This window comes from Pseudomonas sp. BIGb0278 (genome assembly GCF_024809895.1).
GTDB lineage: Bacteria > Pseudomonadota > Gammaproteobacteria > Pseudomonadales > Pseudomonadaceae > Aquipseudomonas > Aquipseudomonas shirazensis.
Window position 1 is genome coordinate 1,159,503 of sequence record NZ_JANUEL010000001.1, and the last position, 13,750, is coordinate 1,173,252.

Annotated in this window: 10 protein-coding genes; 8 read left to right on the forward strand and 2 right to left on the reverse strand. The window is 63.5% G+C overall.

Annotated features, from left to right (window positions below):
- The first annotated feature begins 20 nt into the window (after nt 1-20).
- The 4 genes from M2396_RS05255 (at nt 21) to M2396_RS05270 (ending at nt 5,274) form a co-directional block, all read left to right on the forward strand.
- Nucleotides 21-1,112, forward strand: coding sequence for a metal-dependent hydrolase (locus tag M2396_RS05255; RefSeq protein ID WP_259073582.1), 1,092 nt, complete (start codon nt 21-23; stop codon nt 1,110-1,112).
- Nucleotides 1,061-1,831, forward strand: a complete 771-nt coding sequence (locus tag M2396_RS05260; RefSeq protein WP_259073583.1) for a conjugal transfer protein TraX — start codon at nt 1,061-1,063, stop codon at nt 1,829-1,831. Before M2396_RS05255 ends, M2396_RS05260 begins: the two co-directional genes overlap by 52 nt.
- A gap of 115 nt (nt 1,832-1,946) precedes the next feature.
- The gene (gene nosP, locus M2396_RS05265; protein WP_259073586.1) at nt 1,947-3,101 is read left to right on the forward strand and encodes a nitric oxide-sensing protein NosP; all 1,155 of its coding nucleotides are present in this window, start codon (nt 1,947-1,949) and stop codon (nt 3,099-3,101) included.
- Entirely contained in the window at nt 3,031-5,274 is a 2,244-nt protein-coding gene (locus M2396_RS05270; RefSeq protein WP_259073588.1) for a NahK/ErcS family hybrid sensor histidine kinase/response regulator, read from the forward strand. Before nosP ends, M2396_RS05270 begins: the two co-directional genes overlap by 71 nt.
- A 136-nt stretch (nt 5,275-5,410) precedes the next feature.
- On the opposite strand, the gene M2396_RS05275 is transcribed toward M2396_RS05270, so the two are convergent.
- Nucleotides 5,411-6,418: an aldo/keto reductase gene (locus M2396_RS05275; protein WP_259073590.1), complete on the reverse strand. Its 1,008-nt coding sequence runs from the start codon at nt 6,416-6,418 to the stop codon at nt 5,411-5,413.
- 221 nt (nt 6,419-6,639) lie between these two features.
- Here M2396_RS05275 and M2396_RS05280 point away from each other — a divergent pair, with 221 nt between their 5' ends.
- The 3 genes from M2396_RS05280 (at nt 6,640) to aldA (ending at nt 11,041) form a co-directional block, all read left to right on the forward strand.
- Entirely contained in the window at nt 6,640-7,212 is a 573-nt protein-coding gene (locus M2396_RS05280; RefSeq protein ID WP_259073593.1) for an MFS transporter, read from the forward strand.
- A gap of 240 nt (nt 7,213-7,452) precedes the next feature.
- Nucleotides 7,453-9,600 carry a PQQ-dependent dehydrogenase, methanol/ethanol family gene (locus M2396_RS05285; protein ID WP_409035089.1) on the forward strand — a complete coding sequence of 716 codons (2,148 nt, stop codon included), beginning with the start codon at nt 7,453-7,455 and terminating at the stop codon, nt 9,598-9,600.
- A 7-nt stretch (nt 9,601-9,607) separates the two neighbouring features.
- Nucleotides 9,608-11,041, forward strand: coding sequence for an aldehyde dehydrogenase (gene aldA, locus M2396_RS05290; RefSeq protein ID WP_259073599.1), 1,434 nt, complete (start codon nt 9,608-9,610; stop codon nt 11,039-11,041).
- A 54-nt stretch (nt 11,042-11,095) separates the two neighbouring features.
- On the opposite strand, the gene M2396_RS05295 is transcribed toward aldA, so the two are convergent.
- Nucleotides 11,096-13,024 carry a sigma-54-dependent Fis family transcriptional regulator gene (locus tag M2396_RS05295; protein WP_150571658.1) on the reverse strand — a complete coding sequence of 643 codons (1,929 nt, stop codon included), beginning with the start codon at nt 13,022-13,024 and terminating at the stop codon, nt 11,096-11,098.
- Between the two features lie 158 nt (nt 13,025-13,182).
- Here M2396_RS05295 and M2396_RS05300 point away from each other — a divergent pair, with 158 nt between their 5' ends.
- Nucleotides 13,183-13,716, forward strand: coding sequence for a cupin domain-containing protein (locus tag M2396_RS05300; RefSeq protein WP_259073601.1), 534 nt, complete (start codon nt 13,183-13,185; stop codon nt 13,714-13,716).
- Nucleotides 13,717-13,750 lie beyond the last annotated feature (34 nt).

The window sequence follows — 13,750 nt, forward strand, 5'->3', positions numbered from 1 at the left end:
TTTTTGTGGAAACCTGACCCTTGGACTCACTCACTCAAGCGGTGCTCGGCGCAGCGCTGCAAGGCACGGTGCTAGGCCGTATTCAAGGCCGCCGGGCATTGCTCTACGGCGCCGCCCTGGGCACCTTGCCAGACCTCGACGTGATCATCCGCTATGCCGATCCGGTGTCGCAGATGACCTTTCACCGTGGTTTCTCGCATTCACTGTTCGTGCTCACCGGCCTGGCCCTGTTGTTGGCCTGGTTGGTGACCTGGCTTGGCCATAAATACTGGCCGGAGCGCGGCTATCGCTGGCCAAGGCTGTTCGCCGCGTTCTGGCTGGTGCTGATCACGCATCCGGTACTCGATGCCTTCACCGTGTACGGCACCCAGTTGTTCTGGCCGTTGCAACTGATCCCGGAAAGTTGGGCGGCGGTGTTCATCATTGATCCGGTGTACACCTTGCCGCTGTTGTTTACTGTGCTGTTCGCGGCGATTCGCGGCATGCAGGGCAGGGCGATTGCGCTGATGACCTGCGCATTGCTGTTCAGTACGGCCTACCTCGGTTTTGGCCTGGGCGCGCGTATGCATGCCGAGCAGCGCTTTGCGGCTGCTCTGGATCAGCAAGGCGTAGCAGTGACCGAAGTGCGTGCCGTGCCTATCGCCTTTAACAGCCTGGTCTGGCGGGTGCTCGCGAAAACCGCGGACGGCCATTACTTCGAGGGCGTCAGCAGCGTGTTCGATCGCGAGCCGCCGGAAATGCTGCGCCATTCGCGCAACCTCGAGGCAGCCAAGCGCCTTGGTGATGACCCACTGCACGCGCGTCTGCGCTGGTTCACGGGAGACTGGCTGCGTTACGACGAGGTCGGTGATGCCTTGGTGGTGACCGACCTGCGCATGGGCATTCCCGGCAACTACACGTTCCGCTTCCAGATGGCCAGCCGCGACAGCACTGGCCAGTGGAGCGTCGGCACGCCAACAGCCTGGTCGGGCACATCGGCCAACTCGATGTTCAACCTGGAAGACCTTGGTTTGATCTGGCGCCGCATCATTCATCAACAACCGCCGCTGCCGTTGGCGGCATGGACCGCCAAGTACCTGCAGCCAATGGTGAGCAGCGAGTCCGGGCAATAACCGTGCGCTCGGCCGGGCTGGATTTGGTCAAGTGGACGGCGATCGTGACCATGGTCGCCGACCACCTGCGTTACCTATGGCCAGCTGCCGACGGTTTGTTCGTCATCGGCCGGCTGGCATTTCCGTTGTTCTGCCTGGCGTTGGCAATCAACGTCGGGCGCAGCGACCCGGCTATGTGGCCCAGCCGCAGCGCGGCGCGCTATCTCGGTTGGCTGCTGGTATTTGGCGTGCTGTCCGAAGGCCCGTACCGCTGGCTGGACACCGGTTCGCAGACGCTAAACGTGATCCCGACCCTGACGCTCGGGTTGTTGCTGGCTTGGGCAATACACCATCGACAGGCGCTGGCCTGCCTGCTCGGCTTGAGCGCTGCGCTGACTGCAGCGCTGTTCAGTGATCACCTGATGTACGGCTTGCCTGGCGTCCTGCTCCCCGCCGCGATACTGATCGCCAGGCGCTACGGCGGCGCCGGCTGGCTGCTGCCGTGTGCGTTGGCGGTGGCGGGCAACGTGACCAACAGTTGGTTACGTGCGCATCCGTTGCAACCCATCGCTCTGGTCATCCTGAGCACCGCAGCAATGTCGTTGCCAATAGGCCTGTGGCTGGCGCGTCAGGAACGCTGGCAGGTACCGCGGGTCGGGCGCTGGGGTTATGCGTTCTATCCGCTGCATCTGGCGCTTATCGCCGGCCTGCAACGTCTGGCCGCAGCCCTTGGTATTTAGCGCGAGGGCCGCGTACAACCAATGCCACCCCGACCCCCTACCCAAGTAGCATTCGGCTGAGCCGCAGGCTTGCCTATCCTGCGGCCATGGCTGTATCTCTCTCGGAATTCGACTTATGAGCGAAGGCGTCTTCAGCGCACTGTCGCGGGCTACCTGTGCTACTCAGGCAGCCGGTGAGCTGGCTGATCAACTGCGGCATGCCGAGCTAGGCTTTGTGCTGTTTTTCTGCTCTGCCGAATACGATCTGCCGGCATTGGCGGCTGCGCTACAGGCGCAATTTCCGGCGGTGGGGCTGGCCGGCTGCACCAGCGCCGGCGAACTGACCCCGGAGGGCTATGCGCGCGGTTGTATCACCGCGGTCGGTTTCGACCGGCGCTACTTCTCCATCGCCGCTGGCCTGGTGGAAGCGGTACCCGGTTTCAGCCTGCTCGACGCGCAGGCGCTGGTTGCCCAGCTGGTCGAAGACTGCCGACGCAACAGCCTGGCACCGATCAAGGCGCACAGCTTTGCCTTGACCCTGTTCGACGGCCTGTCCAGCCGGGAAGAGGTGGTGCTGGCTGCCTTGGCAGCGGCGCTGGGCGATATCCCGCAGTTCGGCGGTTCGGCAGGTGATGACAATCACCTCAGCCGCACACATGTGTATTACAACGGTGCCTTCCACAGCGGTGCTGCGGTTTTGTTGCTGGTCAATACCTGGCTGGAGTTCGAGGTGTTCAGCGCCGATCACATTCAGCCGCGCAGCGAGAAACTGGTAGTGACCCGCGCCGACCGTCAGTTACGCCGGGTCTATGAGCTGAACGCCGAGCCGGCAGCCGCTGAATACGCCCAGTTGATCGGTGTACCCGTGGGTGCGCTCGATCATCGGCTGTTTGCGGCGCACCCACTGGCGCTGCGGATCAACCAGAACCACTACGTGCGGGCCATTCAGCAGGTACATGAGGATGGCAGCCTGAGCTTCTACTGCGCGGTGGAGAACGGCATCGTCCTCACCGCAATGCGCCCCGGTCCGCTGCTGGCCAACCTGCAATCGTTGTTCGAGGGCCTGCGCCAGCGCCTCGGGCCGTTGCTGCTGACCATCGGCTGCGACTGCGTACTGCGCCGCCTCGAGCTGGAGAGCGAGGGCGCTGCTGTGGCCGAGGTCAGCGCGTTGTTGCGCAGCCAGCAGGTGCTGGGCTTCAACACCTATGGGGAGCAGTTCAATGGCATGCATATCAACCAAACCTTCACCGGCGTTGCCATCGGACAGCCGCGCGAGCGCATCGCCGGCTGAGCAGATCAGCCAGCTGCAACGCGACAACCACAAGCTCAAGCGCATCAATGCAGCGTTGATCGAGCGGCTGGAGTCCGGTGCGGCGCGACCGGACGATGCCTTTGCCGCGTTCCAGCATTCGGTGGTGTTGGCCGAGCAGGTGCGCGAGCGCACTGATGCCTTGAACCAGGTATTGGTCGAACTCAAGGCCAGCCACCTGTTGCTCAGCGACGCGCATCAGCGCGCCGAAACTGCCCACCAGCGGCTGGTGGATGCCATCGAGAGTATTTCCGATGCGTTCGTGCTGTTCGATGCCGACCTGCGCGTGGTGCTGTTCAACCGGCGCTTCAAGGCGCTCTGGGCCAACAGCCGATTGCGCGTGGCCAGCGGTATGCAGCTGGTCGAGGTGAAACGGCTGATGCACAACCTGCTGCGCGAAGAACCCCGTGCCAGCAGCGACGAGCAACCGTTGTATCGGCTGCGCAACGAGCGCTGGTTACAGGTCAGCGAACGGCCGACCCGCGATGGTGGCCGGGTGATGCTTTTCACCGACGTCACCCGGGTCAAGCTGCGTGAGAACCACCGCCGCGAGCAGGCCCTGGCGCATAAGTCGTTCCTGCTGCAGCGGGCGGTCGACAACCTGTCGCAGGGCCTGGCCATGGTCAACGCCGAGGGCGTGCTGGAGCTGTGGAACCGACGCTTTCTCGAGGTCAGTGGCCTGGCACCGATTGCCAGCCATCGGCAGTTTGCCGACGTGATTGCCGACAGCGAGCTGGCCTTGCTGACGCCCGCCAGCCGCGACGACCACGACCAGCCGCTGCCGGAGTTGGAGCAGCGTCTGTTCGACGGGCGCATGCTGGAAATTCGTACGCATCCATTGCCCACAGGCGGTTTCGTCAACACCTTCACCGATATCACCGAGCGCTACGCCCATGCCGAAGCGCTGCATCAGGCCTATCAGCACCTGGAACTGCGCGTGCACGAGCGCACCGCCGAACTGACCAGCCTCAATCGCCAACTGCTGGGCGAGATTGACCAGCGCCGCCGTATGGAAGCCAGCCTGCGCGATGCCAAGGCCGATGCCGAGCAGGCCACGCTGTCGAAAACCAAATTTCTCGCCGCAGTCAGCCATGACCTGTTGCAGCCGCTGAATGCCGCCCGGCTGTTTACCAGTGCCTTGCTCGAACAGCCTGGCGCAGGCCCGTTGATCCACAACGTCAGCAACGCCCTGGATGGCGTCGAGAGCCTGCTCGGCACGCTGGTGGATATCTCCAAGCTCGACGCCGGGGTGATCCGCGCCGATGTCGCCAGTTTTGCCCTGAGCGACCTGCTCGACAACCTCGCGGCCGAGCACGCTACCGTAGCCGCCAGCGAAGGTCTGCGCCTTGACTACGTGCCGAGCCGCTTGCGCGTGCGCAGTGATATGCAGCTATTGGCGCGGATCCTGCGCAACCTGCTCAGCAACGCCGTGCGCTACACCCCCAGCGGGCGGATCGTGCTCGGTTGCAGGCGGCGCGGCGACAAGGTGTTGATCGAGGTGTGGGATACCGGCATCGGCATCGCAGCGGACAAGTGCCGCGAAGTGTTCCAGGAGTTCAAGCGCGGCGAGGCGCAGCGGCCGGACCAGGATCGCGGCCTGGGGCTGGGCCTGGCGATTGTCGACAAGATCGCCGGCATCCTCGGGCATCCCATCCAGCTGCGCTCGGTGCCCGGCAAAGGTTCGGTATTCTCGGTCGAAGTCCCGTGCTGCCAGCGTCCTGTGAGCAAAGGCTCAGCGTTGCAGCAGGACATGCCTCACCTGCAATCGCTGCAGGGCGCGCGGATCTGGGTGCTGGATAACGACGGGGCGATCTGCGCCGGCATGCGCAGCTTGCTCGAACAGTGGGGCTGCAAGGTCACCACGGCGGCCAGTGAAGCGGACCTGCAGCGTCAGGTCGCCCTGCCACGGGCGCGGGTCGACCTGTTGATCGCCGATTATCACCTGGACCATGACCGCACCGGCATCGAGGCGGTAGCGGCGATCAACGCCTGCCGCGACCGGGCCATACCGGTGCTGATGATCACCGCCAATTACAGCAACGAGCTCAAGCAGCAGGTGCGCCTGCTTGGCCACACCCTGATGCACAAACCGGTGCGGCCGATGAAGCTCAAGACCGCGATCAGCCACCTGCTTGGGTCGTCAAGCGGCATGTAGGAGCGGCCTTGTGTCGCGAAAGGCGCGCGCAGCGGGCCCGGCTATTTGCGGTGCTGCATAATCATGGGGCCGCTACGCAGCCCTTTCGCGACACAAGGCCGCTCCTACGGGGGACAGCGGCCAGTTAGCGGCTTTGTTAGCGTGCCAGGCGGCCGCTGACAAAGTGGGCTACATCGTTGAAGCCTGGAGTCGAGGCGTGGCCTGGGGTCACCAGCGCATCGATGAAGGCTTCATCTTCGGCGGTGATCTTCACCTGCAGTGCCCCGGCATAGGTGTCCCACTGCGCTTCGGTGCGCGGCCCGACGATGGCCGAGCTGACCAGCCGATTGTTCAGCACCCAGGCAATCGCGAACTCGACGATACCGACGCCTTTGCCCTCGCAGTAGGCCTGGATCTTGCGCGCGATGGTCAGTGACTCCTGACGCCACTCCACTTCCATGATGCGCTTGTCCTGGCGCCCGGCGCGGCTACCGGCGTCAGGCTCGGAACCCGGTGCGTACTTGCCGCTGAGCACGCCCCGCGCCAATGGGCTGAACGGCACCACGCCGAGCCCGTGATAACCCGCAGCAGTCAACTGCTCAGGTTCGGCCTGGCGGTTGACGATGTTGTACAGCGGTTGGCTCACAACCGGCTTGGCCACACCCAGGCGCTCGGCCACGTTGCAGATCTCGGCGATGCGCCAGCCGCGGAAATTGGACACGCCCCAGTAACGGATCTTGCCCTGTTGCAGCAGATCACCGATGGCCCGCACGGTTTCTTCCAGCGGCGCGCTATGGTCTTCGCGGTGCAGGTAGTAGACGTCCAGGTAATCGGTGCCCATGCGCGTCAGGCTGGCTTCGATGGCATTGAACAGATGTTTGCGCGACAGCCCGCTGCGGTTGGGCAAGCCGTCCACTGCACCGAATCCCGCTTTGGAGGCAACCACCCAGTCCTGCCGGTTGCGCGCCACCGCCTCGCCAACGATCTGCTCCGAGCGCCCGCCGTTGTAGACGTCGGCGGTATCGACAAAGTTGACGCCCTGATCCCAGGCCTTGTCGATGATCCGCAGCGAATCCTCGGCGCTGGTCTGCTCGCCGAACATCATGCTGCCCAGGGTCAGGGCTGAAACCTGCAGGCCGCTTTGGCCAAGAGGGCGATAGAGCATGGGGAAGGTCCTTGAGTGGGGAGGGGAATGACCTTTTTTACAGGCAAGCGGTGGGGTTTGAAAGGGCAAAACAGCGGGGTTGTTGCCTGATCCTGCCTGTAAATGTGCGCGGCATTGTGTCGCGCAGCGCCAACAGCATTTTCAAATACTCAACATGATGTTTATACGCAGCTGATAGTTAGCGAAATCCCTCACAACGCAATGGGATTTTTTTCCTGCCTGTGCTTATTGCCACGCGCCTAACGAGACTGTCCGCAATGGCATTTGCCTGCCACTTCTCTTTCATTGTCACGTCACCCTTGCTGTTCATGGATCTGCTGGGGATGACCGACTACGCCTTTTCACTGATATTCATTGCTTACGGTGCGGCTTATATCATTGGCGGCGTGGTCGCCAGTGCCTTGAACAAACGCATCGAGGTGAGTGCACAGATCAGACTGGGGCTGCTTTTGATCGGCGTCGCCGGGTTGTCGCTGTTTCTCTGGCTGTACGTGCTGAATCCGACCGTCACCGCAATCATGCTGTCGATGGTGGTCTGCAGTGCCGGTACAACGATTGTGCGCCCGGCCGCGACTACCTGGGCGTTGAGCCTACACCCTGAGATTGCAGGGACGGCAGCCGCTCTGAATAACACGCTGGTATTTACCGTTGGCGGCTTGTGCAGCGCAGGGGTCGCGTTGGCAGAAGGGGACTTGCTGCGCGCATTAGCGATGGCATTCGTCCTTGCAGCGCTGATCGGGAGTCTGTTGCTGAGACGTCTTCGCAGCCTACCATCGAAGCTTCTCTCGGGCTGAAACACCTGTTCCATTCCTGCGCCACGTGTGCCGAAACTGCGGCGACTCTTAAGCTCGCCGGCTTACGATCGACAGTGGATAAAGCTCTCTACGACGGGGCTTTCAGTGGTATCTCTGGCGCTGGCACAGCCGTTGCTCCTGTTCTTCACGACACATTCCCTGGGTGTCGCCAATAACAAGAACGGAGATTCCCCGATGACCCAATCAGGTCCGCACCGCCGGCCCATGCCGGGTGCCTTGATGAGAACCGCAGGTTGCGCCGTCCTGGCGTTGGCTTGCCTGGCCCCGGCGTTTGCCGCCGAGGTCGATGGCAAGCGCATCATCGACGCCGACAAAGAGCCCGGCAACTGGATGAGCCATGGCCGTACCTACGATGAACAGCGCTACAGCCCGCTGAACACCATCAATGACCGCAACGTCAATCAACTGGGCCTGGCCTGGAGCTACAAGCTCGATCTGGACCGCGGCGTCGAGGCCACGCCTATCGTGGTCGACGGCGTGATGTACACCACCGGGCCATTTTCGGTTGTGTATGCCCTGGACGCACGCAACGGCAAGCTGCTGTGGAAGTACGATCCGCAGTCCGATCGCCATCGGGCCGGTGAAGCCTGCTGCGATGCGGTCAACCGTGGCGTAGCCGTGTGGCAGGGCAAGGTCTATGTCGGCGTGCTCGATGGCCGCCTGGAGGCCATCGATGCCAAGACCGGCAAGCGCGTATGGTCGGTCGACACCCGCAGCGACGACAAACGCAGCTACACCATTACCGGCGCGCCGCGTGTGGTCAATGGCAAGGTGGTGATCGGCAACGGCGGCGCCGAGTTTGGCGTGCGTGGCTACGTCACCGCCTATGATGCCGAAACCGGCAAGCAGGCCTGGCGCTTCTTCACCGTGCCTGGCGACCCCAAGCTGCCGCCTGAAGACAAGGCGATGGAAATCGCCAGCAAGACCTGGCACGGCGATGCCTTTGTCGAGCAGGGCGGCGGTGGCACGGCGTGGGATTCGTTCGCCTATGACCCAGAACTGAACCTGCTCTATATCGGCGTCGGCAACGGCTCGCTGTGGGATCCGAAATGGCGCAGCCAGGCCAAGGGCGACAACCTGTTCCTGTCGTCTATCGTGGCGGTCAATGCCGATACCGGCGAATACGCCTGGCACTACCAGACCACGCCGGGCGATGCCTGGGACTTCACGGCCACCCAGCACATGATCCTCGCCGAACTGCCGGTCAACGGCAAACAGCGCAAGGTATTGATGCAGGCGCCGAAAAATGGCTTCTTCTATGTACTCGACCGCGCCACCGGCGAGTTGCTCTCGGCGAAGAACATTGTGCCGGTCAACTGGGCCAAGGGCATCGACATGAAGACTGGCCGGCCAATCGTCGATGATGAGGCAGCTGCCTACTGGAAGGACGGCAAGCGCAAGCTGGTGACCCCGGCATTTTGGGGCGCACATGACTGGCACCCGATGTCCTACAACCCCAACACCGGGCTGGTGTACATCCCGGCGCACATCATGTCGGCCTACTACGAGCACATCCCGGAAGCGCCCAAGCGTCACCCGTTCAAGAGCGTGTACCAGCTCGGCCTGCGCACCGGGATGATGCCCGAAGGCCCGGAAGGCCTGCTGGAAATGGCCAAAACCTGGTCAGGCAAGTTGATCGCCTGGGACCCGGTCAAGCAGGCACCTGCCTGGGAAGTGCCGTATATCACCATCTTCAACGGCGGCACCCTGAGCACGGCGGGCAACCTGGTGTTCGAGGGCAGTGCCGATGGCCGGGTGATCGCCTACGCCGCCGACGATGGCAAAAAGCTCTGGGAATCACCGGCTGCCAGCGGCGTGATGGCTGCGCCGATCACGTATTCGGTAGATGGCGAGCAATACGTGACCTTCATGGCCGGCTGGGGCGGGGCGTTCTCGACCTTTGCCGGGGCCTTGTCGCTGCGCGCCGGCGTGCAGCCGTTCGCCCAGGTGCTGACTTACAAGATCGGCGGCAACGCCACCCTGCGTGAGCCCCCACCGCCGGCCGACACGCCGAAACCGCCAGCGCTCACTGCTGACGAAAAAACCGTAGCCGCCGGTGCTGCGCTTTACGACGGCAACTGCTCGCAGTGCCATGGCATCCATGCCGTCAGCGGCGGCGTGCTGCCGGACCTGCGCAAGCTCACCGCGGAAAAACACCAGATGTTCCTCGGCATTCTCTATGGCGGGCGCATCCCGGACGGTATGCCTTCGTTCGCCGAAGCGCTCAAGCCTGAGCAGGTCGAACAGGTGCACCAATACCTGATCAAGCGCGCCCACGACCTGCAAAGCGAAGGCAGTGTCTGGCAGCGTTTCAGCGCCAAGCCCGCAGCCGCCACGCCGCTTGCCGACAATACCTCCAAGGAGTGACATGACGATGCCCGATAATCTGTACCAGAACTATATCGACAACGCTTTTGTAGCCAGCGAACAACTGATCGAGGTGTTCAACCCGGCCAACGGCGAGCTGTTGGGGGCGGTGCCGGAGTCACCCGTTGAGCAGGTCGAACGCGCGATTGACGCAGCGCGCCGTGCGCAGAAAGGCTGGGCGACAAAACCTGCCATCGAGCGCGCCGGTTACTTGCGCCAGATTGCCAGCAAGGTGCGGGCCAATGCCGAGCGCCTGGCGCGCATCATCACCCAGGAGCAGGGCAAGGTGCCGGCGTTGGCCCTGGTGGAGGTCAACTTCACTGCCGACTACCTCGACTACATGGCCGAATGGGCGCGCCGCCTGGAGGGCGAGGTGCTGAGCAGTGATCGGGCCAACGAGCACATCTTCCTGCTGCGCAAACCCCTGGGCGTGGTGGCGGGGGTGCTGCCGTGGAATTTCCCGTTCTTCCTGATTGCGCGCAAGATGGCGCCGGCGCTGCTGACCGGCAACACCATCGTGATCAAACCCAGCGAAGAGACACCGATCAACTGCTACGCGTTTGCCCGGCTGGTGGCCGAAACCGATCTACCGCCAGGGGTGTTCAACGTGGTCGGCGGCAAAGGTGCGAGTGTCGGCCACAGCCTCACCAGCCATGCCGGCATTGACCTGGTCAGCTTCACTGGCAGTGTCGCCACCGGGGCGCGGATCATGGCTGCGGCAGCGCCAAACATCACCAAGCTCAACCTCGAACTGGGCGGCAAGGCGCCCGCTATCGTGCTGGCCGACGCCGACCTGGACCTGGCCGTGCGCGCGATCGTTGCCTCGCGGGTGATCAACACCGGGCAGGTGTGCAACTGCGCCGAGCGAGTGTATGTGCAGCGCGCGGTGGCGGATGCCTTCATCGACAAAGTCGCGCAGACGATGGCCGCCACGCGCTATGGCGACCCGTCGCTGCAGGCTGACCTGGACATGGGCCCATTGATCAATCAGGCCGGGCTGGACAAGGTCGCGCAGATGGTGCGCACGGCAGTCGGGCAAGGCGCTCAGGTGATTACCGGCGGGCAGGTGGCTGATCTTGGTGCGGGCTTCCACTATCAACCGACGGTGCTGGCCGGCTGTTCGGCGGACATGGAGATCATGCGCAAGGAGATCTTCGGCCCGGTCCTGCCGATCCAGATCATTGACGACCTGGATGAAGCGATTGTCTTGGCCAACGACAGTGATTACGGCCTGACCTCGTCGCTATATACCCGCGACCTGAACGCCGCACTCAAAGCCAGCCGCGAAATCGATTTTGGCGAGACCTACATCAACCGCGAGAACTTCGAGGCCATGCAGGGTTTCCACGCCGGAGCACGCAAGTCTGGGGTGGGCGGGGCGGATGGCAAGCATGGGCTGTATGAGTACACGCGCACGCAAGTGGTGTATATCCAGGGCTGAGTAACATGGGGGGCAGCACTGGCCGGCACGCTCGTGCAGCGGCCAGTGCTGCGCTCAGTCAGCCTGATTCGGCGGCACGATTGCGTGTCGTTTCATCTTGCGGTACAGAGTCGATCGGGAGATTCCCGCCGCGTCTGCTGCCGCGCTGATATTCCACCGCTCGCGCCGCAGTACATCGAGCAAATGCCGGGCTTCGGCATCCTCGACCTGAGCCTCCAGGCGCAGTGGCTGTGCAAGGACCGGCGTCCGCGGCGCACTCGCCAGCAGCTCCTCCGGCAGACAATTCAGGCTTATCACCCCGTTCTCCGCCAGCGCAGCTGCGTAGCGCAGCGCGTTCAGCAATTGGCGCACGTTGCCAGGCCAAGGGTGGCCCAGCAGGCAGCGGTGAGCCTCGGCGTCCAGCTGCAGCCCTTGCGCTTCGGGCAGCCGTCGCAGCAGGTGCTCGATCAACTCGGCGCGATCGCTGCGCTGGCGTAGCGCCGGCAGGCTCATGCGCATGCCGCACAAACGGTAAAAGAGGTCTTCACGGAAGCGTTTGTCAGCAATCATGCTGGCCAGATCCTGGTGAGTCGCCGACACCACCTGAATATCCAACGCCACTGGCGCTTCGGCCCCCAGGGGTTGCAGCTCACGCTCGGCCAGCACCCGCAGCAAGCGGGTTTGCAGGTGTGCAGGCATGTCGCCGATCTCATCGAGGAACAGCGTGCCGCCATTGGCCAGTTCCAGCTTGCCCTTCATGCCTTTGCGGTTGGCGCCGGTGAAGCTGCCGCTGCGGTAGCCAAACAGCTCGCTTTCAATCAACGACTCGGGGATCGCCGCGCAATTGAGTGCAACGAACGGCCCGGCCTGACGGCGACTGGCCTGGTGCACGGCGCGGGCAAAGGCCTCTTTGCCGGTGCCGGTTTCACCGGTGATGAGGATACAGATGTCCTTGTCCAGCACCTTGCGCAGACGCTGCACGCTTTGCTGCAACTGGCTGTCGCCGCCGGCAAGTTGCTCAAGTGTCGGGTGGCGGGCTGTAGTTGGGGCCGGCGCAACAGGCTTGGCGCGCAGCCCGTAACCGGCCGGCACACGCAAACCGACTTCGATGATCAGCTCGCTGCCAGGCTCGCGCAGTTGGGTGCCGCAAGCGCCGCCACGGGTGAGCATCAGCAGCTCATCGATAGTGGCGGGCAGCAACTGCTCGATGCGCAAGCCCAGCAGGGCGCCAGGCTGGGCCATGAATGCAGCCCGGTTGGCGCCGATCACCCGGCCGCCTTCATCCAGCGCCAATAGCTGCTCATTGGCCAGATCGGTGATGTCGTCGCGAGGCTTGAGGGCCAAGGTGAGACGGTCGCGGTAACGTTGGCGGAAATGGGTGTTCTCGATCAGCCGCGCGTACAGCGTAACCAGGTGCAGGGTCAGGTGCTGCGCCTGTTTTGGCCCATCGTTGAACAGGCAGGTTGCGTTGAGGCAGCCAAGCAACTGATTCTGCGCATCGAAGATCGGTGACACCGAGCAGCTCAGGCGGGCGTTGGCGGCAAGAAAATGCTCCTGGCGGTGGATGGTCAGCGCCTGACCCGACGCCAGCGCGGTGCCGATGCCATTGGTGCCAGCGATCGATTCGTCCCAGCGCGCGCCGACAATCAGCCCAGCGCGTGAATAACGGTCGTGATCGGCTGGCAGGCGCGCATCCAGAGTAATGCCGTCGGCATCGCTGAGCAGCACGGCGAAGCCAGCATCGACCACCCTTCGGGCCAGGCCGTTGACGCCTTGCCCGGCGATGCTCAGGTAGGCCTCGTGCTGAGCCTGATGCTGGCGAATCTCGGCGGCGCTGAGGATATTGTCGACATGGCGCAGGCCTGGGTCGAGGTGGTGCTGGTTGATGCTGCGAAACCACGATTCGGCGATCACCGCTTCCGGCGCGAGGCCGCGCTCGGCGAAGTGGCAGTCGATAAACGCAGCCAGTTCCCTGGCGCGGGTGTCGGTGGCAGGCGCGGTCATGGGCGCTCCCCGTGCTGTTATTGTCGTGGGCCGGTTCGAAGTGCCGGTCAGACTGCAACCATAGCGCAAAAGCCTGAGGCAGTGAGCGCCTGCTTGAAATGGAACGCCTGACGGCATTCAAGCTTCTCAACAGAATACAAGCCTGTGAGGGGCAGATCATGGACCAGCAGCAATCTATCGCGCCGCGGCCGGTTGAGCCGCGCCAGCTACGTTTCGCCGACGACGGCTCGACGCCGAACAGCGTGTTGCCGGTGTTGCTTTATGCGATGCAGTGGCCGCACGGCACGGACCGAGCGGCGGCCTTTGAGGCGCTGTTCGAGGTGCACGGGTGGCCTGCGTTATGGCGAGATGGGGTGTTTCCCTATCACCACTTCCATCCCAACGCCCACGAGGTGCTTGGCGTAGCGCAGGGTGAAGCGCGGCTGACCCTGGGTGGTACCGCCGGGCAGACCATCAGCGTCAAAGCGGGAGACGTGCTGGTGCTGCCGGCGGGCACCGGCCATCGCTGCATGACCTGCAGTGAGGACTTTGTCGTGGTTGGTGGTTACCCGCGGGGGCAGGAAGACTACGAGGTCGAGCGGCCCAACGCCCGTGGCCACGCGCAGGCGGTGGCGCGGATTGCCAAGGTGGCGTTGCCGGAACTGGACCCGGTGCTGGGCAAGGAGGGCGGGGTTGTCGCGTTGTGGCGTTGAGGTGTTGCCGGGCGCCAGGCCCGGCAACGGTCAG

Bases quoted from the DNA above. Each gene is read 5' to 3' on its own strand.
- aldA (WP_259073599.1), top strand. From the start codon at position 9,608: ATGCCCGATAATCTGTACCAGAACTATATCGACAACGCTTTTGTAGCC.
- M2396_RS05300 (WP_259073601.1), top strand. From the start codon at position 13,183: ATGGACCAGCAGCAATCTATCGCGCCGCGGCCGGTTGAGCCGCGCCAG.
- M2396_RS05270 (WP_259073588.1), top strand. From the start codon at position 3,031: ATGGCATGCATATCAACCAAACCTTCACCGGCGTTGCCATCGGACAGC.
- M2396_RS05295 (WP_150571658.1), bottom strand. From the start codon at position 13,024: ATGACCGCGCCTGCCACCGACACCCGCGCCAGGGAACTGGCTGCGTTT.
- nosP (WP_259073586.1), top strand. From the start codon at position 1,947: ATGAGCGAAGGCGTCTTCAGCGCACTGTCGCGGGCTACCTGTGCTACT.
- M2396_RS05285 (WP_409035089.1), top strand. From the start codon at position 7,453: ATGAGAACCGCAGGTTGCGCCGTCCTGGCGTTGGCTTGCCTGGCCCCG.
- M2396_RS05275 (WP_259073590.1), bottom strand. From the start codon at position 6,418: ATGCTCTATCGCCCTCTTGGCCAAAGCGGCCTGCAGGTTTCAGCCCTG.
- M2396_RS05260 (WP_259073583.1), top strand. From the start codon at position 1,061: ATGGACCGCCAAGTACCTGCAGCCAATGGTGAGCAGCGAGTCCGGGCA.